The organism is uncultured Victivallis sp. (assembly GCA_944389935.1).
Taxonomy (GTDB): domain Bacteria; phylum Verrucomicrobiota; class Lentisphaeria; order Victivallales; family Victivallaceae; genus Victivallis.
In genome coordinates this window covers 25,963-44,361 of sequence record CALXOE010000012.1, presented here as the reverse complement: position 1 = coordinate 44,361, position 18,399 = coordinate 25,963, and the positions used below count along the sequence as shown (strand labels likewise).

Annotated in this window: 21 protein-coding genes; 17 read left to right on the top strand and 4 right to left on the bottom strand. The window is 59.3% G+C overall.

All coding sequences use genetic code 11. From position 1 onward, the window contains the following. Window positions 1-2: 2 nt before the first annotated feature. The 12 genes from Q0J85_RS05635 to Q0J85_RS05580 all read left to right on the top strand — a co-directional run bounded on the left by Q0J85_RS05635 (window position 3) and on the right by Q0J85_RS05580 (window position 11,112). Window positions 3-1,247: an FtsW/RodA/SpoVE family cell cycle protein gene (locus Q0J85_RS05635; protein ID WP_294479035.1), complete on the top strand. Its 1,245-nt coding sequence runs from the start codon at window positions 3-5 to the stop codon at window positions 1,245-1,247. Next, window positions 1,244-2,374 (top strand): UDP-N-acetylglucosamine--N-acetylmuramyl-(pentapeptide) pyrophosphoryl-undecaprenol N-acetylglucosamine transferase, encoded by a 1,131-nt coding sequence (locus tag Q0J85_RS05630; RefSeq protein WP_294479033.1) that lies wholly within the window; start codon window positions 1,244-1,246, stop codon window positions 2,372-2,374. Before Q0J85_RS05635 ends, Q0J85_RS05630 begins: the two co-directional genes overlap by 4 nt. Before the next feature lie 36 nt (window positions 2,375-2,410). Further along, on the top strand, window positions 2,411-2,773 hold the full coding sequence (locus Q0J85_RS05625; protein ID WP_294479031.1) for a hypothetical protein: 363 nt from the start codon (window positions 2,411-2,413) through the stop codon (window positions 2,771-2,773). Window positions 2,774-2,781: 8 nt separating this feature from the next. Then, window positions 2,782-3,201, top strand: a complete 420-nt coding sequence (locus tag Q0J85_RS05620) for a DUF721 domain-containing protein (protein WP_294479029.1) — start codon at window positions 2,782-2,784, stop codon at window positions 3,199-3,201. Window positions 3,202-3,211: 10 nt separating this feature from the next. Further along, window positions 3,212-3,769: a D-glycero-beta-D-manno-heptose 1,7-bisphosphate 7-phosphatase gene (gene gmhB / locus Q0J85_RS05615; protein WP_294479027.1), complete on the top strand. Its 558-nt coding sequence runs from the start codon at window positions 3,212-3,214 to the stop codon at window positions 3,767-3,769. Window position 3,770: 1 nt separating this feature from the next. Beyond that, window positions 3,771-4,682, top strand: coding sequence for a hypothetical protein (locus Q0J85_RS05610; RefSeq protein ID WP_294479025.1), 912 nt, complete (start codon window positions 3,771-3,773; stop codon window positions 4,680-4,682). Between the two features lie 23 nt (window positions 4,683-4,705). After that, on the top strand, window positions 4,706-6,637 hold the full coding sequence (locus Q0J85_RS05605) for an ATP-binding protein (protein ID WP_294479023.1): 1,932 nt from the start codon (window positions 4,706-4,708) through the stop codon (window positions 6,635-6,637). After that, the gene (locus Q0J85_RS05600; protein WP_294479019.1) at window positions 6,634-7,368 is read left to right on the top strand and encodes a UPF0489 family protein; all 735 of its coding nucleotides are present in this window, start codon (window positions 6,634-6,636) and stop codon (window positions 7,366-7,368) included. The genes Q0J85_RS05605 and Q0J85_RS05600 overlap by 4 nt, the downstream gene beginning before the upstream one ends. A 31-nt stretch (window positions 7,369-7,399) precedes the next feature. Then, a complete protein-coding gene (locus tag Q0J85_RS05595) occupies window positions 7,400-8,725 on the top strand; it encodes an LptF/LptG family permease (RefSeq protein WP_294479018.1) in 1,326 nt (441 codons plus the stop codon). A 37-nt stretch (window positions 8,726-8,762) separates the two neighbouring features. Continuing rightward, window positions 8,763-9,311, top strand: a complete 549-nt coding sequence (gene amrA, locus Q0J85_RS05590; RefSeq protein WP_294479016.1) for an AmmeMemoRadiSam system protein A — start codon at window positions 8,763-8,765, stop codon at window positions 9,309-9,311. 84 nt (window positions 9,312-9,395) lie between these two features. Beyond that, on the top strand, window positions 9,396-10,826 hold the full coding sequence (locus Q0J85_RS05585) for a hypothetical protein (protein WP_294479014.1): 1,431 nt from the start codon (window positions 9,396-9,398) through the stop codon (window positions 10,824-10,826). Next, window positions 10,819-11,112 carry a hypothetical protein gene (locus Q0J85_RS05580; RefSeq protein ID WP_294479012.1) on the top strand — a complete coding sequence of 98 codons (294 nt, stop codon included), beginning with the start codon at window positions 10,819-10,821 and terminating at the stop codon, window positions 11,110-11,112. The genes Q0J85_RS05585 and Q0J85_RS05580 overlap by 8 nt, the downstream gene beginning before the upstream one ends. Window positions 11,113-11,114: 2 nt before the next feature. On the opposite strand, the gene Q0J85_RS05575 is transcribed toward Q0J85_RS05580, so the two are convergent. Then, window positions 11,115-11,759 carry a GDSL-type esterase/lipase family protein gene (locus Q0J85_RS05575; protein WP_294479010.1) on the bottom strand — a complete coding sequence of 215 codons (645 nt, stop codon included), beginning with the start codon at window positions 11,757-11,759 and terminating at the stop codon, window positions 11,115-11,117. 173 nt (window positions 11,760-11,932) lie between these two features. Here Q0J85_RS05575 and Q0J85_RS05570 point away from each other — a divergent pair, with 173 nt between their 5' ends. The 4 genes from Q0J85_RS05570 (at window position 11,933) to Q0J85_RS05555 (ending at window position 14,916) form a co-directional block, all read left to right on the top strand. Beyond that, on the top strand, window positions 11,933-12,346 hold the full coding sequence (locus Q0J85_RS05570) for a hypothetical protein (RefSeq protein ID WP_294479008.1): 414 nt from the start codon (window positions 11,933-11,935) through the stop codon (window positions 12,344-12,346). A gap of 259 nt (window positions 12,347-12,605) precedes the next feature. Continuing rightward, complete coding sequence (locus Q0J85_RS05565; protein WP_294479006.1) at window positions 12,606-13,382, top strand: type II secretion system protein; 777 nt, start codon at window positions 12,606-12,608, stop codon at window positions 13,380-13,382. Between the two features lie 28 nt (window positions 13,383-13,410). Continuing rightward, window positions 13,411-14,091 carry a hypothetical protein gene (locus Q0J85_RS05560; RefSeq protein ID WP_294479004.1) on the top strand — a complete coding sequence of 227 codons (681 nt, stop codon included), beginning with the start codon at window positions 13,411-13,413 and terminating at the stop codon, window positions 14,089-14,091. Window positions 14,092-14,247: 156 nt separating this feature from the next. After that, complete coding sequence (locus tag Q0J85_RS05555) at window positions 14,248-14,916, top strand: hypothetical protein (RefSeq protein WP_294479003.1); 669 nt, start codon at window positions 14,248-14,250, stop codon at window positions 14,914-14,916. Between the two features lie 95 nt (window positions 14,917-15,011). Here the strand turns inward: Q0J85_RS05555 and Q0J85_RS05550 are convergent, their stop codons facing one another. Beyond that, on the bottom strand, window positions 15,012-15,620 hold the full coding sequence (locus Q0J85_RS05550) for a type II secretion system protein GspG (protein WP_294479000.1): 609 nt from the start codon (window positions 15,618-15,620) through the stop codon (window positions 15,012-15,014). Window positions 15,621-15,712: 92 nt separating this feature from the next. Between Q0J85_RS05550 and Q0J85_RS05545 the strand changes: the two genes are divergently transcribed. After that, complete coding sequence (locus Q0J85_RS05545; protein ID WP_294478998.1) at window positions 15,713-16,426, top strand: SDR family oxidoreductase; 714 nt, start codon at window positions 15,713-15,715, stop codon at window positions 16,424-16,426. Between the two features lie 96 nt (window positions 16,427-16,522). Here Q0J85_RS05545 and Q0J85_RS05540 read toward each other — a convergent pair whose 3' ends face one another. Then, a complete protein-coding gene (locus Q0J85_RS05540; protein WP_294478996.1) occupies window positions 16,523-17,431 on the bottom strand; it encodes a family 43 glycosylhydrolase in 909 nt (302 codons plus the stop codon). 35 nt (window positions 17,432-17,466) lie between these two features. Next, window positions 17,467-18,378 carry a nucleoside hydrolase gene (locus tag Q0J85_RS05535; protein WP_294478994.1) on the bottom strand — a complete coding sequence of 304 codons (912 nt, stop codon included), beginning with the start codon at window positions 18,376-18,378 and terminating at the stop codon, window positions 17,467-17,469. Between the last annotated feature and the right edge of the window lie 21 nt (window positions 18,379-18,399).

The following is an 18,399-nucleotide window of genomic DNA, read 5'->3' as shown; positions in this document are numbered from 1 at the left end:
GATTGAAGAGCTTCTTCCTGAATGACGAACCGGCCGCGCCGGTAGAGCTCGACACGTACGAAAGCGCCGTTTCGCTCAATGCGATGCGTCTGCTTCTTCTTGTCGTGACGCTGATCGTCGTCTTCGGGTTGACGATGCTCTATTCCGCCAGCTACAATACGGATGGACTCAAATACTTCCGCAATCAGATCATCTGGGCGGCGATGGGATTTGCCGGAGGCACGGCCGCCTTTTTGATCGGTTACCGCAAACTGGCGTCGTGGAGCGGTGTTCTGATGGGGCTGTCGTTCGTGCTGCTGCTGGTGGCGGCGTTCTGTTTTCCTGCGATCAACGGGGCGAATCGCTGGATCAAATTCCGGCTGCCGGGACTGGAGATGACGCTTCAGCCCTCGGAATTTGCGAAGATCGCGGTTGCGCTGTTCGTGGCGAAATACTGTTCGGAGAATATCCGGACCTTCAATCAGCTCCGGGGCTGGCGCGGGATTCTGCCGCTGATCGGAATCTCCGGGGCGGTTATCTGCGGAATCCTGATCGGGCGCGACTTCGGCACGACCGCACTGGTCATGACCATGGCCGTGGCCATCGCGGTGATGGCGGGGCTGCGCTGGTACTATCTGGCGGTTCCGGCGGTTTTTGCCGGGCTTGCGGCGCTCTACGTGGTGTTGTTCGATCCGAACCGGCTCGGACGGGTTACGACCTTTCTGCGGCCGGAGGAGACCCGGTCGGGGGGGGGTTACCAGCTCTGGAACTCTCTGCTCGCGTTCGGGTCGGGCGGCTGGACCGGGGTCGGATTCATGGAGAGCAGGTTGAAGCAGAAATATCTGCCGGAACAGCATACGGATTTCATTTTGTCGATCGTCGGGGAGGAGCTCGGGCTGCTCGGAATGCTTTTCGTGCTCGGATTGTACGTCTGCTTCACCTGGTTCGGGTTGCGGATCAGTATGAACTCGCGTTCGCGGCTCGGGATGCTGCTCGGCTGCGGCCTTACGCTCGGGATCACGCTGCAGGCGGCGATCAACATCGCCGTGGTGACCGGCGCCGCGCCGACGAAAGGGATGCCGGCGGCGTTTATCAGTTACGGCGGCAGCAACATCATGGCGAGTCTGATTGCGGTGGGAATCCTCGTTTCCATCGCTTTCGACAACATCTGCCCGAACTACAATGTGCAATATATGAACGCGATCCGCTCGAAGCTCTGGTTTCTGCCGTGGAATCGCCAGTTCCGGAAAAATAGAGAAGAATCATGAAACTTGAGCGTCTGGCCATCACCTGCGGAGGAACGGGGGGCCATTTCTACCCCGGTCTCTCGGTCGCGCGCGCCCTGCGCGCGGGCGGCGGGGAGGCGTTGCTGCTGCTTTCGGGCGTGAATGCGCCGCGTCAGAAAGAGATCGCAGAGTCGTACGGTGTTCCGGCCGTCGCGCTGCCGCGGATGCCGTCGCCGCGCGGAATCGGTACGGCTTTCGCGTTCGGATTCGGCGCGCTCGGGGGGCTCGGCGCGTCACTGCGGGAGTTGAAGCGGTTTCGGCCGCAGGCGCTGCTCGGGATGGGATCGTTCACTTCGCTGCCGCCGATTCTGGCGGCTCATCTGCGCGGAATTCCGGTGTTTCTGCACGACGGCAATGCGCGGATCGGCAAGGCGAACCGTTTTTTCAGTTCCGGTGCGAAGCTGCTGGCGACGGCGTTCCCGCCCTGCAATGCGGACAAATGCCGCTGCGAGGTGCTCGTGACCGGAATGCCGCTGCGACCCGAACTTGAGGCTGCGGCGGGAATTTCGCGGGCGGAGGCGATGGCGGAGCTCGAACGGCTTTTCGAGGTGAAACTCGAATCTGAAGTGCCGACGATTCTCGTTTTCGGCGGCAGCCAGGGGGCGGCGATTTTCAATGCCGCGGTCCCGGCGGCGCTGAAACGTCTGCAGGGGCGGAGGCGTTTCCAGCTGCTCCACCTTGCGGGGCCGGGGAAACTTGAGGCGACAAAACAGGCCTATGGCGAGGTCTCGTTTCCGCTGCTGCTTCTGGAGTCGAGCGGTCGCATGGAGCTGTTTCTCGGGGCGGCGGATCTCGTGGTCTGCCGCTCAGGGGGCAGCACGGTTGCGGAACTCGCGCGGTTCGGAAAGGCGTCCGTGCTGATTCCGTATCCGTTTGCGGCGGAACATCACCAGGATGACAATGCGCGCGTTCTCGAGCGGGCCGGCGGAGCCGAATTTCTGCCGAACGCGGAGTGTTCCCCGGAACGGCTCGAAGCGTTGTTCGACCGTCTGCTCGCCGCGCCTGAAACACTTGCCGGACTCGGAAGAGGGGCGGCTGCCTGCGCTGTTCCGGATGCCGCCGGACGGTTGATTGCGGAATTGACGAACCGGCTGCGGGAGCAGCCGTGAATGAGATAACAGAAATCCGGAACTTTCAGGAAAATCATGAGAAGATTCATCACAATTTGTCTGCTGGCCGCTTTCGTTGTCACGTGTTTCCCCATGCCTGAAGCGGAGGCGCTCGATCCGATCACGCTGGCGATTCTCGCGCCGATCGCGGTGAAAGCCGCGGAAAAATCCGCTCCCTACATCTATCGCAGCGTCTACAATGCGGGGCGCTGTCTCTTCCGGATGGGGAAGGACGTCTGCCGGATGTTCCTGGTTCCCTACGGACTCGGTTACATGTGTTTCGGCAGTTTCCGGCGGGGGCTGGTCTATGTGATCCGCGGAGCCATTGCGCCGGGAATGCTGATCCTCCATACCTTGATGTTGCCGTTGTCGCTCATCGGGCTGGACGTGAATATCTGAGAGGCGCCATGAGTCTTTCCCGGAAAGAACAGACCTGGCGTCGCCGAAAGGTGTTGCCGCTGCTGAACAGCTGGTATGGTCGTGAACGCGCCGCGGTGGAGTTTTCAGCCTACACGCAGGAGGCGGTCAATATCGCCGATGTGGTCAGCGAAGTGTGCCGGAATCTTGCCGACCGGGAGGTCCGGGAGTTTATCAGGATATCGACCCACTGGAATGAGATCATTCCGGGAAAACTCGCCGCGTGTGCGCAGCCCGCGCGCCTGCAGGAGGGCGTACTGTCGCTGGAGGTGCGGCACAGTGCGCTGATTCGCGAGCTGGCACCGTCGCTGGATCTGTTCCTCGCGCGCATAGCGGCCGCGGTCGGGGAGGGGGTCTGCAAGGAGATCCGTCTGGTTCCATCAGGGAGCCTTTCCAGAATAAAGAGATGAAGAACAGAAGATGACAAAAGCGTTTTTTTTAGATCGGGACGGGGTGATCAATGAGGAGGTCGATTACCTCTCCGATCCCGGCAGGGCGGTGATTCTGCCGGGGGTGGCTGCTGCGCTGCGGCGGCTGCATGAGGCGGGGTTTCTCGCGATCGTGGTGACGAACCAGTCCGGTGTGGCGCGCGGCATGTACGGCGAGTCGGATGTACAGGCGGTGCATGAACGGATTCAGGAGCTTCTGGCGCGGGAGGGCGCCGCCGTCGACCGCTTCTATTACTGTCCGCACCATCCGAAATACGGTTCGCCGTGCAGTTGCCGGAAGCCGGAGCCGGGCATGATTCTGACGGCCTGCCGCGAATTCGACATCGATCCGGCGCATTCGGCGATGGTTGGTGATCGTCTCAGCGACATTGCGGCGGGGCGGGCGGCGGGTTGTCTGGCCTGTTATCTCGTCAAAACCGGGTATGGAATGGAAGTGCTTCGGAACGAAGATGTTTCCGGGATCGAGGTTGCGGAGGATCTCTCCGATGCGGTCGAACGGTTTCTCGCTCTGGACGGGGAGGCGCATTGAGATGCAGCATTTGCGTACGACCGCGATGATTGCGGCGTTTGTTCTCGGTTATGCGTGCCCGTGGGCTTCGGCGTTCAACTGGCTGATCCGCTGGCTCATTGTGGTGATGATGTTCCTGGTGTTTCTGCAGGTGAAAGTTTCGTGGCGCGAGGTGCGGGTGGCGCACTTGAAGATTCTGGGCGCGAATGTGGCGGTTGGAATGGGAAGCTGGGTGCTGCTGCGTTCGCTCGGGGGAAATGAGCTGGCGCAGGCGGCGTTTTTCACGGGGATCACGCCGACGGCGACGGCGGCGGCGGTGATTGTGAATCTGCTCGGAGGGCGGGTGGATTTTGCGGTCAGCGCGTTTCTCGCGACGAATTTCGGAATGGCGATTCTGCTGCCGTTCCTGATTCCGGTGGCGATCGGGAATCCGGCGCCCGGAGTATTCATGAGCGTGGTGAACAGCCTGCTCGTGGTGATCGGGATTCCGCTTGCGGCGGCGATTCCGGTGAGATTGTTCTGCAAACATGCGCCGGAGCTGCCGAAAAAATACAAGAATGTTTCATTTTTCCTCTGGGTCGCGGCGATTTTTCTGATCATCGCGAACGCCTCGGCTTATCTGCATTCGCAGGCGCATCTGTCGAAGACGATTCTGCTGGAGATTGCGGTGATTTCGTTCGTGATCTGCGTGTTCAACTTCTGGGTCGGGCAGTTTCTGGGAGGGAAGAAGTTCCGGCGCGAGGCCAGTCAGGTTCTAGGGCAGAAGAATACGACGCTCACGATCTATCTGGCGATGACCTATGCGAATCCGCTCGTGGCGCTCGGACCGACTTTCTACGTGCTCTGGCACAACGGCTGGAACACGTTGCAGCTTCACATGTACGACCGCAGACATCACCTGCGTGAACTGAAGCGGAAGAAGAACAATCCGTAATTCCTCGGGAGAACACGGGTGATATGGAACATGTGCATGCACTTTTGCTGACCTTTCTGGAGATGACGTTCATCTTCGTCGGCCTGGGGCTGCTGTACAGCCAGCGCCGCACGATCGGCAGCGTGCCTTTCTACATGTCGATGGGACTGCTCCTGCTGTTTTCGCACTTCATCAGTGCTGCGGACATTCGCGCGGTGCTGTTCGGAACGTATGATTTCGAGGTCGGGCGGGTGGTGGTTTTCCTGCCGATTCTGACCGCGTATCTCATGGTTTACATCACGGAAGGAACGTTGGCGGCGCAGCGCATCATCATCGGGGCGGCGGTGCTGTTCGGGCTTTATTTGTATCTCGGAGAGCTGACGAGGCTGCAGTGCAACTGGTACGGTTTTTCGCTTACGAGCGGGACGGAGGCGCTCACTCTGGACAGTTTGTTTGCCGGCAGCCGCGAATCGATGAATGTGGTGGCGCTCATGCATTTGTTCGATTTCCTGATTCTGCCGATCGCGTATACGCGATTGAAGAATTTCGGGTTGAGACGGTCGTTCGCGATTCTGTCGGCACTGCTGACGACTCTGCTGTTCGGGATGCTGCTCTCTCAGGTGAGCGCCTGGGCTTATGGGATTCCGTTCACGTTTTTCGACGGGAACTTTCTGGCGCGGCTGATCGGTGGATTCTGGCAGGGGGTGCTGCTGTCGATTTACCTGAGCAAGATCGAGGTGGATGTCCGCTCCGGCAGCAAGAGTCCGCTGGACATTCTCTTCGCGTTTGTCGGCAGTTACGGGCGGTCGAAAGAGCTCGAGGAAAATCTGCGGGAGTGGACGGACCGTTACCGGCTCGTGCTCGAAAATGCCGGAGAGATGATCGTGATGCTGAACCGCGAGGGGCGGATCGTCGATGCGAACTTCTCCGCCGCACGGCTGCTCGGATGTGAAAAACCCGACGAACTTGAAAACCGGCTGCTCGCGCCGCGGGTGCAGATCATCGACCGTCCCGGCCTGGAGCTGGGGGGAGAGCTGGAGTCGCCGGTGCGGTTTCAGTGTCGTCTTGACCCGGGTACGCCGATGGAAAAACTGTTGAGCTGTTCACTTTCGCCGATTCAGATCCGGGGGCAGCTTCTGCTTGTGCTCATCGGGCGCGACATCACCGAAGAGAATCGACTGGCGGAGGAGAAAGCCCGCCTGGCCGAGCAGCTCGTCCACTCCCAGCGGATCGAGGCGCTCGGGATGCTCGCCGGCGGAATTGCGCACGATTTCAACAACTACATTCATGCGATTCTCGGACATGTTGACGTGATCAACTTTCTGCACCACCCCGACAATCCTGAGGTGGTTGATCACCTTGAAAAAATCTCCACGATCGCGGAGCAGGCCGGGACTCTGACCAGCCAGCTGCTCGGGTTTGCGCGCAAGGGAAAATATCAGGTGACCGATCTCGATCTGCGACAGGTGTTTGAGAACAGCCTCGGGTTGCTCGGCCCCCGCAAACAGCGCGATTTGTCGATCTCGGTTGAAGTTCCCGACGGGCTCGGACCCGTTCGGGCCGATGCACTGCAGCTGCAGCAGGTCATGCTCAATTTGATGATCAACGCGATCGACGCGATGGAGAACAATCCCGGAGAACAGATTCTGACGATCGAAGCGGGGCCGGCTTCAAGTTCGCCGGTGCCGCTCGAGCCGCCGCCGGAGCGGGGAACGGTCGATCCGGCCGATTATCTCTTCATCCGCGTCACTGACAACGGCAGCGGCATGACCGACGAGACGCGCAAAAAACTCTTTGAACCGTTCTTCACGACCAAGCCGGTCGGACAGGGCACCGGCATGGGACTGGCGATGGCCTACGGCATTATCTCGAACCATCAGGGGTGGATTCAATTCAAGAGCGCGCCCGGCAAAGGGACGAGCTTCTATCTCTTTCTGCCGTTCGGCGGCCGCGGGAAAGAGGAGGCGCGGGCGTGATCCGGGTTGTTTCTTCGCACCACGAGGCACTCGGCGAGTGGGCGCGCTATCGGCGGGGGCTCGATTCCGCGCCCGCTCTGTTCACCTGCGATCATCACACCGACACGCTGCCGGCGTTCGGGCGGGCTGCGGCGGACGAAGCGGATCGGCTTCGCCGCGTCGCAGCGTTCGACTACCGTTCCGATTCGTCGATCGCGGAGGCGCTGGCGCTTCTGCGTCACGACGAGCAGATCGATCTGGCACTGCGCGGCGGGGTGGTGAAGCGTGCCGTGATCGTGGCGCACGCGGATCATCCGGGGTGCGCGAATGAACGGATTCAGGTGGTGTGTGACCGTTCCTGGCCGGATATGCAGATTCTGCTGAATGATCCGGAGCGGTTCCGGCCGCTCGCCGGCCGGGTGTTCGAGAGTGATTTTCTGCGGGCGCGGCTGGCGGAGGCGGAGTTTGTGCCGGAGGCGGGTTTCATCTTCGACCTCGATCTCGACTATCTGCTCGTCGAACGTGCTCTCGCGCCCGTTGACGGGGAAGTGCTTGAGGAGCTGCTGCGCCGGGCTGGACTCGTGACGGTTTCGCTCGAGGCGGAGTGGGTTAGGCTGCTGCGGATCGACCCCGGGGTGACCGCCGAATCGCTGCTGGCCTCGTTCCGGAAGCTCTGCGAAAAGGCCCGCTCCGGCGGCGAAATGCGCAACAAATCCTCAAAAAACTTGAAAGAGAACTTTTTTTGGCAGTGATGCGGGTGTATATTACCGCTATATGGAAAATATGGAAAAGAAACAACAGACAAGATACGAAGATCTGGTCCTGCTTCCGCGCCGCTGGTTTCCGCTGCCGAAGCTGGACGGTTATATCCTGCGGGAGTTCCTGATCAAATACAGTGTGCTTCTGCTGGTGTTCATTATTCTCTTCATTCTCGGGGACGTGTATCGGGATATCTCGGATTTTCTCGAGAACAAGGCGTCGCTGCATGACATTCTGCTTTATCTCGCGTACAAGCTGCCGGGGAATATCCGGTTTATTTTGCCGATTTCGATGCTGCTGGGCTGCATGTGGACGATGGCGACGTTCGGGAAGAATATGGAGATCACGGCCATGCGTGCCTCGGGTGTGTCGCTTTTCCGGTGCGGCGGGCCGATTTTCGTGGTCGGCTTGATCGTCACGGGGATCAACATCTATTTCAACGAGGCGCTCGTGCCGTTCACGGAACGGGCGGCCGAAATGATCAAGTCGAATGTGACGGAAAAACGGCAGTTCGTGCGCGGGCTTCTGACCTACCGCAGCAGCGATCAGCAGCGCCACTGGCTGTTCAACAATTTCACGACGGGCAACACTCAGCATAATGTGACGGTCAAGACCTACTGGTCGGATCCGATGATCGATTCGCTCGTGCTCGTTCCGATCGAGGCCGCGCAGCTTCAGATGATCCGCGAGGTGTTTCCGACCAAGGCGGACCGGTTTCTCGGGTTGCCGCGCGCGGAGCGGGAGAAGCTCGTCCGTCGCGAGCTGCTCGGGCGCAAGGTCGACTTTTTCGCTTCCGAGGCGAGTTACGATCCGGATCGGAAAGAGTGGAGTTTCCGCAACGGCAGTTTCATCTCCTACGACCGCAATGAAGATCTGACCGTCTCCGCGTCGGGGACGGGAATTTCGGCCATTCACGAGCAGATTCCATTTACGGAACTGCGCTTCGGCGAAGAGAAGATCCATGAGTCTCCGAACGATATTCTCAATGCGATCAAGGAGAAAGACGATCTGCCGACCTGGGTGATCTGGGATCTGATCCGGCGCACGCCGAATATGGCCGACCGGGTGGAATCGATCTACATGACGGTGTTTTTCTACCGGCTTGCGTTCCCGTGGGCCTGTTTCCTTGCGGTGTTTCTCGGGATTCCGCTGGCGACGAAGAATGAACGCACGGGCAGTCTGCTCGCGATCATCACGGCAGTGGTGATCATTGTGGTTTACATTGTTGCGGCGCAGGTGTTTCTCGTGCTGGGCAAGGGGGGAATTCTGAATCCGGTGTTTGCGGGACTGGCGCCGACGGTGGCGTTCATCGCATTCAGCGCATATCGAATCTTCCACGATCGGAACTGAATTTCCGGGGACTCCGGAGGAACAGGGAGACGGAATCATGACGCAGGAATTCAACACACAGGAACGGCGAAGGATTCTCGCATTTGTGCGGGAGGTGATCGACCGCGAACTTCACAATGCCCCGATGCCGGAAGCTCCGGAGATTCCGGGGCTCGATGAACGGCGTTCCTGTTTCGTCACGCTGCACGACTGCTGCGGAAACCTGCGCGGCTGCATCGGGAATCTCGAGCCGTTTGAGCCGTTGAAAGAGAATCTGGTGCGGAATGCGCTGAATGCGGCGTTTTCCGATCCGCGCTTTCCGCCGCTCGAGCCGGAGGAATTGCGCGAGACGGTGATTGAAGTTTCGATCCTGACGCTGCCGGAACCGATCGCCGATCCGCTGAAATTCGAGCTCGGAGTCGACGGCATCATCCTGCGTCAGGGGGGGCGGGGTGCGGTGTTTCTGCCGCAGGTCGCCCCGGAGCAGGGGTGGGATCAGCGCACGACGCTCGAGTATCTCTCACGCAAGGCGGGGCTGCCGGCCGACGGCTGGCGGCAGCCCGGGACGCTTTTTCAGACGTTCCGCGCCGAGGTGTTCGGAGAGTAGATCCTGAGCGGGAAAGTTGACATTTTTCCTTAGTTCAGCGCCGGCACGGGTACGCCGGGGCGGAAATAGGAAAGGTCTCTTTCGATGAATCAGGACTACGAATATCTGTTCCGGCGGCGGCATGCGCTGCACCGGGCGAACCGCGAGGTGTGGGAACGTTCGCGCGCCGCATACTGCGGCGGAGAGGCGTATATCCGGCGGGCGCTGGTGCGCCATGTGTCGGAGGTGGAGCCGGAGTTTGCGGAACGGCTGCGCCGCGCCTATTACTTCAACTATCCGCGCAAACTTGCGCGTCTGATTACGCAGTTCATTCTGTCGATTGAGCCGCAGCGCGACGGCGCCGATCCGGAGCTGGTCGAGGATTTTTCCCGGACGGGGCTGCGGGCGAACGAGGTCATGCGGCAGTTCTCCACGATGCTGAACATCTATGGCGGAGCGGCGTTGACGGTCGAGATGCCCTATTTTTCGGGGGAGCTCGACTGTGAGCGCAAGAGACGTGAACGGATCCGGCCGGCGGTGCGGGCATGGTCGCCGCTCGAGGTCGCTGACTGGGCCTATGGATCCGACGGCCAGCTCGAGTGGCTGCTGGTGGAGGAGCGGAAACTCGTGGACCGCGGACCGTTTCTGCCGCCGGTCCCCTCGCTGCGCCGGAAACTTTTCACCCGCGATGAAACGGTGATTTTCGAGCGTTCCGGCGGGAACGGCCCCGTGGTGCGGACGGCCAGGGCGGGTCACGGGCTCGGATGCGTTCCGGCGCTGCTGTCATTTGAGCCGGACGGATTCGGGATCGGCGGCGGCCACTATTTCGAGGATGTGGTGCGGATTTCCGATGCGATCCTGAACAACGAATCCGAGGCGCAGATGAACATCGTCAAACAGATGTTCGGGCTGCTGGTCATTTCCGACAGTTTTGCCCGTGGCGCGCGACCCGCCGTGAACGGCGGCGGTTCCGGCACGGGGGAGAAGTTCAGTCACCTGCTTGCACGCTCTGCGGCGATCTGGGAGAGCCCGGAAGAGAAAGGCATCAGCCGCTACATTTCCCCCTCCGGAACCGACACCTCCGCGATTCGTTCGGAGAACGACGCGCTCAAGCGCGAACTCTTCGACGTGGTCGGCATGGCATTGATTCAGCCGTCGCGCGCGGCGCAGACCGCCGAGGCGAAAGCGTGGGACCATCATCAGATCAAGCAGTTTCTCGCGAGCCGCGTCGACCAGCTTGAACAGGCGGAACTGCGCTGCTGGGAGCTTATGCACGGGTTCGACCGGACGATTCCGGTTCCGGCCGTCGCCTACAATCGGGAGTTCGCCGTGACCGACCTGAAATCCTCCATCGAATCACTGATCGAACTCAATCAGTTCCCCGGCGGGAGCGGATATCGTCGGGAGGTGGCCCGCACGGCGCTTTTCCTGCTCGAAAAGATGCGCCGGATCGATCCGGAACGGCGTGAAGAGATCCGTCGGGAAATCGAGTCCGGGCAGATCCCGGCGGAGGACGCGGAGGTGGAACATGTCTGAATTCCGCTGTTCCGAAACCGTGGTTCTGCGTCTGCTCGAGCCGGGCTTGTCAGATGGCGAAGTCAAGTATACTGAGCGCCCGGTCCGGGCGCTGGTTGTGGAAAACCGGGGATTTACCCCGGCGGACGGCGCTTCCGCCGCATTCGAGTTCCTGATTCCGGGGGACGATGAGATTCCGCCCGGCAGCAGCCTCATCTGGCGCGGAACCGTGTATGACATCGGCTCGGTGCGCCGCTGCCGCGACCTCGACGGAACCGTGCGCGCTTCGCGCTGTACGGTCTGCTAGGATCACGCCAGATACGGACGCACCACGTCGGACAAGACCCGGTAGGCGGCAAAGGTCAGGTGCGTTCCGTCCGGCCGGGCGAATTCGGCCGCAAGCTGGCCGGAGGCGTCTTTCACGCGGGAGTGATAGTCGAGGAATCCGTCGAGATTCCGGAGACTCCACTCCCGCTGTTCTTCGTTGATCTCAACGATTTTGTCCTGATACTGGAAGCGGTCCCAGGCGTCCGGCGAGCGCAGCGGCAGGATGCTGCCGAGGTAGACCCTGCTGCCGTGCTCCCGGATCATCGAGGCGACGGCGCGGGTTTTGTCGAGAATCGTCTGCTTCGGCCACTCGATTCCGTTGATGCCGATGAGCAGAAACACCTTTTCGGGGGTGTAGGCGTAGACGTCGGCGTCGAGCCGGAGGTAGAGACCGTTGACGTTGTCGCCGCCGATTCCGCGATTGAGCACCGAGTGGTTCGGGAAGAACTCATGCAGCGGCCAGATGTCTGTGATCGAATCGCCGTAGAAGAGGTTTTTCACATGGCCGACTTCGGCGGAGAGCTGGCGATATTCCAGAATGTCCCGCCAGCGGTCGCGCTTATCGAAAAACTCCTGAATCTCGCGAAGCGACTCCTGATCAAACAATGCATCATATCTGCCGGCCATTTTCCTCTCCTTTCTCATTCTGCAATGTCGGTTGGAAAACATACATCCGGTCGGTTGTTTTTGCAATCGAACGTGGAGCGTTTTCCGGAGGAAAAGCTGAGCCGCAAGTTTGCTTTCCCCGGAAAAAGGGGGTACATTCTTCCATCGGACGATGAAAACTTTCGGAGGCAGACATGAGCGTTGCGAAATCACAGATCTGCCGGCTGCTGGTGTGGGCGGCGGCGTTCGGGTGGGGCGTTTCGATCGTCGGAACGCTGCTGCCGTGGGAGTGGATGGAGTTCGTTCTTCAGGGGATGGGCAAGAGCTGTGTCACCGATGACCCGATGATCCGCTATCACTTCCGCATGGCGACGGGAGGGTGGAGCATCATCGGCTTCCTCTATCTGTGCTGTGCGCTCAATCCGCGGAAATACGCTTCGATGCTCCCGCTGCTCGCGTGGGGGGCGCTCTTTGAGGGCGTGATTCTGCTCATTCACGGTCTGGCGCTGGGGCTTGCCGCTTTCCCGTTTCTCGGCGATGTCGCTTTCTGCTTTGTCACCGGCGGCGGAATCCTGCTTGCCGAAGGCCGTGGCAAGACGGCTCAATAAAAAATTTCCGTTCCCGCAGCTTCTCTGTTTCTCTGATCTGTTTTTTATGCCTGGCCTCTTTTAACAGAATTGTCATATCCACTGAACAGGTTTTGAACAATTTCGGGATATGTTATGCAGATATCAGATAAAACAGGCAAATTCAATCAAAATGAAATGCATTCCTGAAAAAGAAGTCGAACAGGCCGGGAGAAAAAGTGTTCAACCCGACAGGTTCTTACAGAGATCGGAATTGGCCAATTACCGCAAGGAGACAAAAATGCAGAGAAGACATCCGTTTACATTGATCGAACTTTTAGTTGTGATTGCGATTATCGCAATATTGGCTGGAATGCTGATGCCCGCGCTGGGGAGAGCCCGTTCTGCCGGGAGGACTACCGCCTGTATCAACAATGAGAAGCAGATCGGGATCGCCATGGCTTTTTATGCTGACGACTATGAGGATTATCAGGTTCCTGGACGTTTTCTTTACACTCCCGCCACGGGTGGCTGGGGCAACTGGACGAATGTGCTGGACCGGCTCTATACCCATAACTCAAAGCTCTACCATTGCCCGGAGGAGCCGCAGTTCGCATGGGATGAGAAAAACAACAAGGATGGAAAAGATACAAGTTACGGCATTGCGATCTGCACCTGGGGGTATGAACCTTACACGAACCTTTCCGGTTGCAATTCCCATGTGGGAAATGCCGTGAAACGCAGTACCGTTCTGCAGGCCATGGCTAAACATCCCGGTTCGAATCCGTATGTGTTCGGTGACAGTGTCCCGAAGATGGTGAATGCGAACGGGGGATGTCACCTCTGGACGCTTTCCGGCAGTGTCGCAACGCAGTTCTGGTATCCGTCGCGCGGCCCGGCAACTTACAGCTGGGGAATCCACGCACTGCGCCATCCGAACCGCAGTGGCAATTTCGCATTTGTCGACGGCAGCGTCCGCACACTCCGTTACGAGGAGCTTGCCGGGGAGCGGGATGTGTACGCTTCTCCGTATCAGGTTATGAACGGAAAAAAACTCGCCGGCTGGGCTTCCTTCTGAGTACCGGATCCCATGGGGGGAACTTATCATGTGGTGTTGGCTGCTTATCAGTCTGGCGGCGTTTATCGGATTTCTTGTCTGCTGCCGCAGTCGTGCTCTGGGAGGCCGGATCGCTGCCGGCATCTGCTTTGTCGGCCTTCTGGTTTCCACGGTATTCGGGATTACATGGACGCCGGATCAGGAGTTTGCCGCCAAGGAATGCGGTTACTACGCGTCCCAGGGGGCAAGGATCGGGGTTGAGCTTAAGAAACTGAACGCTTCCGGGAAAATCGCGCTGCTTATCTTTGAGCATATGAAAGAGGCAGAGGAAGTCAACGAGTTCCAACAGATTCTGGCACAGTTCGGGGATTGTCCCGAAATCTCCGTTTACACGGTGTCATTGGCCAACCCGCAGGCACTTACCGGAGCCGACCGGCTTGATGCTTCTGAGTTCTGCCGGGTACTTGCGTCGATTGCTGCGGACAGCTCCATTGTTTCGCTGGTCGGTTTGCCGCGCGATCTTCGGGAGGTCCGCAAAATAAGAAGCCGAAACGGAAACGAAATGCCGTTTATTGTGATCTGCGAAGAGCCCGTATCGAAACGGATCTTGAAAGAGAACCGGGTCAATGCGGCGGTTTTGCCGAAACCGGATGCTTTTTTCAATACCGAGCCGGTTTCCGATTATCTGAAGGCTTTTGATGAACGTTATTATTACATGGAAGGGGATTGAGTTCAAATGAGTTTGGGGCGGAAAATCGTTTGTCTTCTGGGGGCCGTTGTTGCAACAGCCGGGTTCGTCGGACCGGTTTCTGCGGTTTCACCGGCGGAACTTCCGGTTGGAAGTGTCATTGCATGTGAGGGCAGTTACAAGGACCACGTTCAGGGAATGGCTTCTGACGGAGAGGTCATTTACTGGTCTTTTGCCTCCACTCTGGTCAAAACGGATTTTGACGGCAAGGTACTGAAAAGTGTTCCGGTACCCTACCATTGCGGGGATCCGTGTCTGGTTGACGGCAAGTTGTATGTCCCTTACGGCGGAGGTTCCTGGAACCGCGAAATCGGAAATGCCGAATCACGCAATTTCATTCGGGTTTACGACTCCGATCTGAAATTGATCCGGGAATACCGGGTGCCTGAAGTCGTTTACGGGGCAGGTTGCGTGGAATTTCATAACGGCAGATTTTTTGTCGGCGGCGGGTTGCCGGATGGGAAGACGGAGAATTACATCTATGAATATGACAGGAATTTCCGGTTTGTAAAACGCCATGTGATTCCATTTGTATCTTCGTTGGGGATTCAGACCATCAAGTACGCTGCAGGGTCATTCTGGCTCGGGTGTTACGGCAAGCCTAATTTCTGCATCCGCACCGATGAACAGTTCCGGATCCGGAATCGTTACGAGTATGCCACGACTGTGGGAGTCATTGACCTGGGCGGCACCCCGGAACAGGTTAAACTTCTGGTCGCATGGCACATCTGGGATCCGGCGGTGAAAGGGAACCGGGCCAAGGCGATTGTCGTGGAAGTCGCCAATGGCAAGTTCCGGAAAAAATGATATCTGCCATCCCTTGTCTGCGGACAACATCGCGTTTGTCTATAAAAAAACCTGCCTGGGCGCACCCGGCAGGTTTTTTCGGCTCTTCATTCCGTTCAGAAGTTGCAGATGTCGTCGCAGAGCATCTCGTTGGTGGCGGTGTCCTTGAACGTCTCCTGCTTGGCTTTGTTCAGGTTTTCCGGTGATACCGACTCGGCATCTTTCCCCAGCCGGTTGTCGGAACCGGCGGAGTAGAGGTCATAACCGGTCTTGTTGAATCTGCCGGGATAGGCGTAGTAGATCTTGTTGCCCCAGCCGTCGATCAGAACGTAACAATTATTGGCGCTGTCTTTCTGGAGGCTCTTCTTGAGCGTTTCTTCATCGATGGTACGCAGGAAATCTTTCAGATAATCCGCAGCAACCTGTTTGTCTGCCGCGAAACTCTCCGTGAACGTCAGTTCGGCGATGGAACCGTCCTCGCTTGCCCCGTCGTTGATTTTGAAGCGGATCTCGTTGAATTCTCCGCTCGTGGCGCTCGGCGGGATGTAGCCGAGTTTGGTGTTGCAGGTTTCGAGGGCGGCCTCGAGGCGGGTGAGGAGCGCTTTCGCCGCGCTCTCCTTGGCGGAGTTCATCGCGTAGCTGTACATCCCGAAGCCGATGGCCGTCAGGACCCCGATCAGGAAGACCACGACCAGGATTTCGGTCAGTGTAAAATGCTTTTTCATCGGACAACCTTTCTTGTCTGGGTTGAAACTTTTCCCTACTGGGAATATAATATGCCTCAAACGGATTTTCAAAAGCGGAACAGGAAAAAATCATGAGAATTGATGGAAAAACCGTCCTCGTCACCGGTGGCGCGCGACGGGTCGGAGCAAATATCGTGCGCGCATTCGCTGCGGAAGAGGCGGATATCATTCTGCATGTCCGCCATTCGCGGGAGGAGGCCGCCGAGCTTGCCGCTTCGCTGCCGCGTCCCGAACGGTGTCGGATCCTCATGGCCGACTTCGCGATTCCGGGGGCGGCCGCGAAACTCTTCGCCGAATGCGGTCAGGTCGACATTCTCGTCAACAACGCCTCGATGTTCGAGACGGACGAACTCGTTTCCGGAAACGAAGCGCACGACCGGGAGCAGTTCGAGGTGAATTTCTGGAGTCCGCTCGCGCTCATGCGCGCGTTTGCGGCGCAGGAGCTGCCGGAGGGCGGGGCGATCGTGAATCTGCTCGATCAGGAAGTGACGCACCGCTCCGCGCACGGCGGCGCGTATGCGCTGTCGCGCCGGGCGCTGGCCGACGCGACGCTCGAACTTGCGCGCGAACTCGGCCCCCGGAATCTGCGCGTGAACGCGGTTGCCCCGGGGCCGGTTTTGCCGCCGCCGTGGCTTCCCGACGGGAAAATGGCCAGGACGATTCCGACGCTGCCGCTGCGGCGAAAGGTCGAACTCGACGACCTCACTGCCGCAGTGCTCTTCCTCTGCCGGAACGACTCGATCACCGGGCAGATCCTCTGCGTCGACTGCGGTCAGAGCCTTTGAGCAGGCTGTTCACTGCTTCCTGTCGATCATCCGGGGGAAACGGGCGGGTAGATTCCCCGCTCCCCCGCTCCCCGTTTTTTCGCGGCTCTGCGGCAGTCAGGGCAGGTCGAAACAGGGGAGACCACTTTCCCAGCGGATGAGCTTTCGCGAGAGATACCAGCTTTTGCCGCCGTCGTTGTTGCCCTGATAGAAGAGGTGCTGAGTGCCGTCGGGAGCGGTGAACGCGAAAGGATGCCCCGATTCAGAGCTGTTCCAGCTGCCCGGTTCGCCGCAGGGGAGGACCGGGGAATCCGAAACCCGTTTCCAGTGGACGGCATCATCGCTCACGGCGCAGCCGATCTGCTGCGGGCAGTTGTTGTAGGCGCCGCCGTAGAAGAGATAGAGTTTCCCGTCATGCTCACAGAGGGCGGGGGCTTCGATGCACTTCTGTTCCCAGGGGAGTTCCGGCTGGAGAATGGAGTCGTCACACTCCTGACGCCAGGTTTGCCGGCTGAAATCGCTGTCGAGTGCAGCGGAGGCGACCGCGAGTTTCTGAATCTCCATAAGCGGGTCGCGCGTGGCGACGTAGAGCCAGAGCCTTCCCCGGAACGGAATCACGTCGGCATCGATCGCACGGCCGCAGGTCCACTCACCGGTCGGGTGGAAGACCGGGTTGGTCGCGTCCGGGGTGAAGTGGATTCCGTCGTCGCTGACGGCGTGACAGATCGCGTCTTTCGCGCCGTTGCCGTAGGTCTGATAGAAGAGGTGGACTTTGCCGTCGAGCACGATGGCGCCCGGCGCGCAGAAGCCGTTTTTCTCCAGTTCCGTGAAACGGGGCAGATCGGTGAGTTTCGTCCAGTTGTCAAGGTCGGAACTCTCGGCGACCCCGATGATCCAGCCGTCGTTCGGGCGGCCGTCCCACCACGGCGGAACCGAATAGTACATGAGATAACGGCCGCCGAAAAAGACGACAGCGGGATCTTTCGCGTAAGTTTTTCCGCGCGAATTGTCGGCAAAATACATCATGATCCTTTCTCCCGTTGAATGACAGAACTCGGAATTCATGCCCGGTTGAGCAGCCGCGCGACGAGAAGATCCAGATATCCGTCCAGATCGCTCCAGCCGACGGCGACTTTGACCGGACGGCCGTAACGCGGGGAGATGCGGGTGAATCCCGGATCGTCCACCACGAGCGGCAGCGTCTCAAATTGCGTGAAGGCGTCCGTCCAGGCGAGATGAACCGCCGCCGTGTCGTAGAGAGTGCTGGTTTCCGTGGCTTCGCCGGTTTGCCCGAAACTGGCGCGCCATGCCCGGTAGCAGGAGATGATCTGAGCGGCGACCGGATCCGCGGATTCCTTTACTGAGCGGTAACGTTCCCCGTCGAGCTGGATGAGCCCGCAATGGTCGAGCGGCGTGATGACGATCTCCCGCCAGGGGGCGGCAAACACCGTCTGGGCAGCGGGAATGTCGATCCTGACGTTGTATTCCGCGATTGCTCCCGGTTCTCCGTGATGATGCCGGTAGACGGAGCCGAGCATGGCTACGAGACGGCATTTGGAGACGAGCCCCGGGTAGTGGCGGCAGAACATCGCAAGGTTGGTGAGCGGCCCGATCCCGATGACGGTGGTCTCCCCCGGTTCGTCCGCCACGGTCCGGGCCATTTCCTCGAGACCGTCACAGCGGACTTCCCCCGGATAGTCGGAAGCCGTATAGATTCCCAGCCACTCGCGCAACGTCTCCGGGGCGGGCTGCTCGAGGGCCGGGACGCCGACCGCGACCGGAATCTCCGGCCGCCCCGCGCGATCGAGAAATTTCGCCGCGACGAGTGCCCGGTATTCCGTGTCCCCCGTGCAGGAGAGCACGAGTTTCGGGGCGAGTTCAGGCGTTTTGAGCAGCAGCCCGAGCGCCCAGTTGTCATCGATGTCGTTCCCGATATCGGTGTCGAGAATGACCGGAATGGGTTTGTCTCTCATCGGTCGGCTCCCTTATTTCCG

Bases quoted from the DNA above. Each gene is read 5' to 3' on its own strand.
- Q0J85_RS05630 (WP_294479033.1), top strand. From the start codon at position 1,244: ATGAAACTTGAGCGTCTGGCCATCACCTGCGGAGGAACGGGGGGCCAT.
- Q0J85_RS05625 (WP_294479031.1), top strand. From the start codon at position 2,411: ATGAGAAGATTCATCACAATTTGTCTGCTGGCCGCTTTCGTTGTCACG.
- Q0J85_RS05620 (WP_294479029.1), top strand. From the start codon at position 2,782: ATGAGTCTTTCCCGGAAAGAACAGACCTGGCGTCGCCGAAAGGTGTTG.
- gmhB (WP_294479027.1), top strand. From the start codon at position 3,212: ATGACAAAAGCGTTTTTTTTAGATCGGGACGGGGTGATCAATGAGGAG.
- Q0J85_RS05610 (WP_294479025.1), top strand. From the start codon at position 3,771: ATGCAGCATTTGCGTACGACCGCGATGATTGCGGCGTTTGTTCTCGGT.
- Q0J85_RS05605 (WP_294479023.1), top strand. From the start codon at position 4,706: ATGGAACATGTGCATGCACTTTTGCTGACCTTTCTGGAGATGACGTTC.
- Q0J85_RS05595 (WP_294479018.1), top strand. From the start codon at position 7,400: ATGGAAAAGAAACAACAGACAAGATACGAAGATCTGGTCCTGCTTCCG.
- amrA (WP_294479016.1), top strand. From the start codon at position 8,763: ATGACGCAGGAATTCAACACACAGGAACGGCGAAGGATTCTCGCATTT.
- Q0J85_RS05585 (WP_294479014.1), top strand. From the start codon at position 9,396: ATGAATCAGGACTACGAATATCTGTTCCGGCGGCGGCATGCGCTGCAC.
- Q0J85_RS05580 (WP_294479012.1), top strand. From the start codon at position 10,819: ATGTCTGAATTCCGCTGTTCCGAAACCGTGGTTCTGCGTCTGCTCGAG.
- Q0J85_RS05575 (WP_294479010.1), bottom strand. From the start codon at position 11,759: ATGGCCGGCAGATATGATGCATTGTTTGATCAGGAGTCGCTTCGCGAG.
- Q0J85_RS05570 (WP_294479008.1), top strand. From the start codon at position 11,933: ATGAGCGTTGCGAAATCACAGATCTGCCGGCTGCTGGTGTGGGCGGCG.
- Q0J85_RS05565 (WP_294479006.1), top strand. From the start codon at position 12,606: ATGCAGAGAAGACATCCGTTTACATTGATCGAACTTTTAGTTGTGATT.
- Q0J85_RS05560 (WP_294479004.1), top strand. From the start codon at position 13,411: ATGTGGTGTTGGCTGCTTATCAGTCTGGCGGCGTTTATCGGATTTCTT.
- Q0J85_RS05555 (WP_294479003.1), top strand. From the start codon at position 14,248: ATGGCTTCTGACGGAGAGGTCATTTACTGGTCTTTTGCCTCCACTCTG.
- Q0J85_RS05550 (WP_294479000.1), bottom strand. From the start codon at position 15,620: ATGAAAAAGCATTTTACACTGACCGAAATCCTGGTCGTGGTCTTCCTG.
- Q0J85_RS05545 (WP_294478998.1), top strand. From the start codon at position 15,713: ATGAGAATTGATGGAAAAACCGTCCTCGTCACCGGTGGCGCGCGACGG.
- Q0J85_RS05540 (WP_294478996.1), bottom strand. From the start codon at position 17,431: ATGATGTATTTTGCCGACAATTCGCGCGGAAAAACTTACGCGAAAGAT.
- Q0J85_RS05535 (WP_294478994.1), bottom strand. From the start codon at position 18,378: ATGAGAGACAAACCCATTCCGGTCATTCTCGACACCGATATCGGGAAC.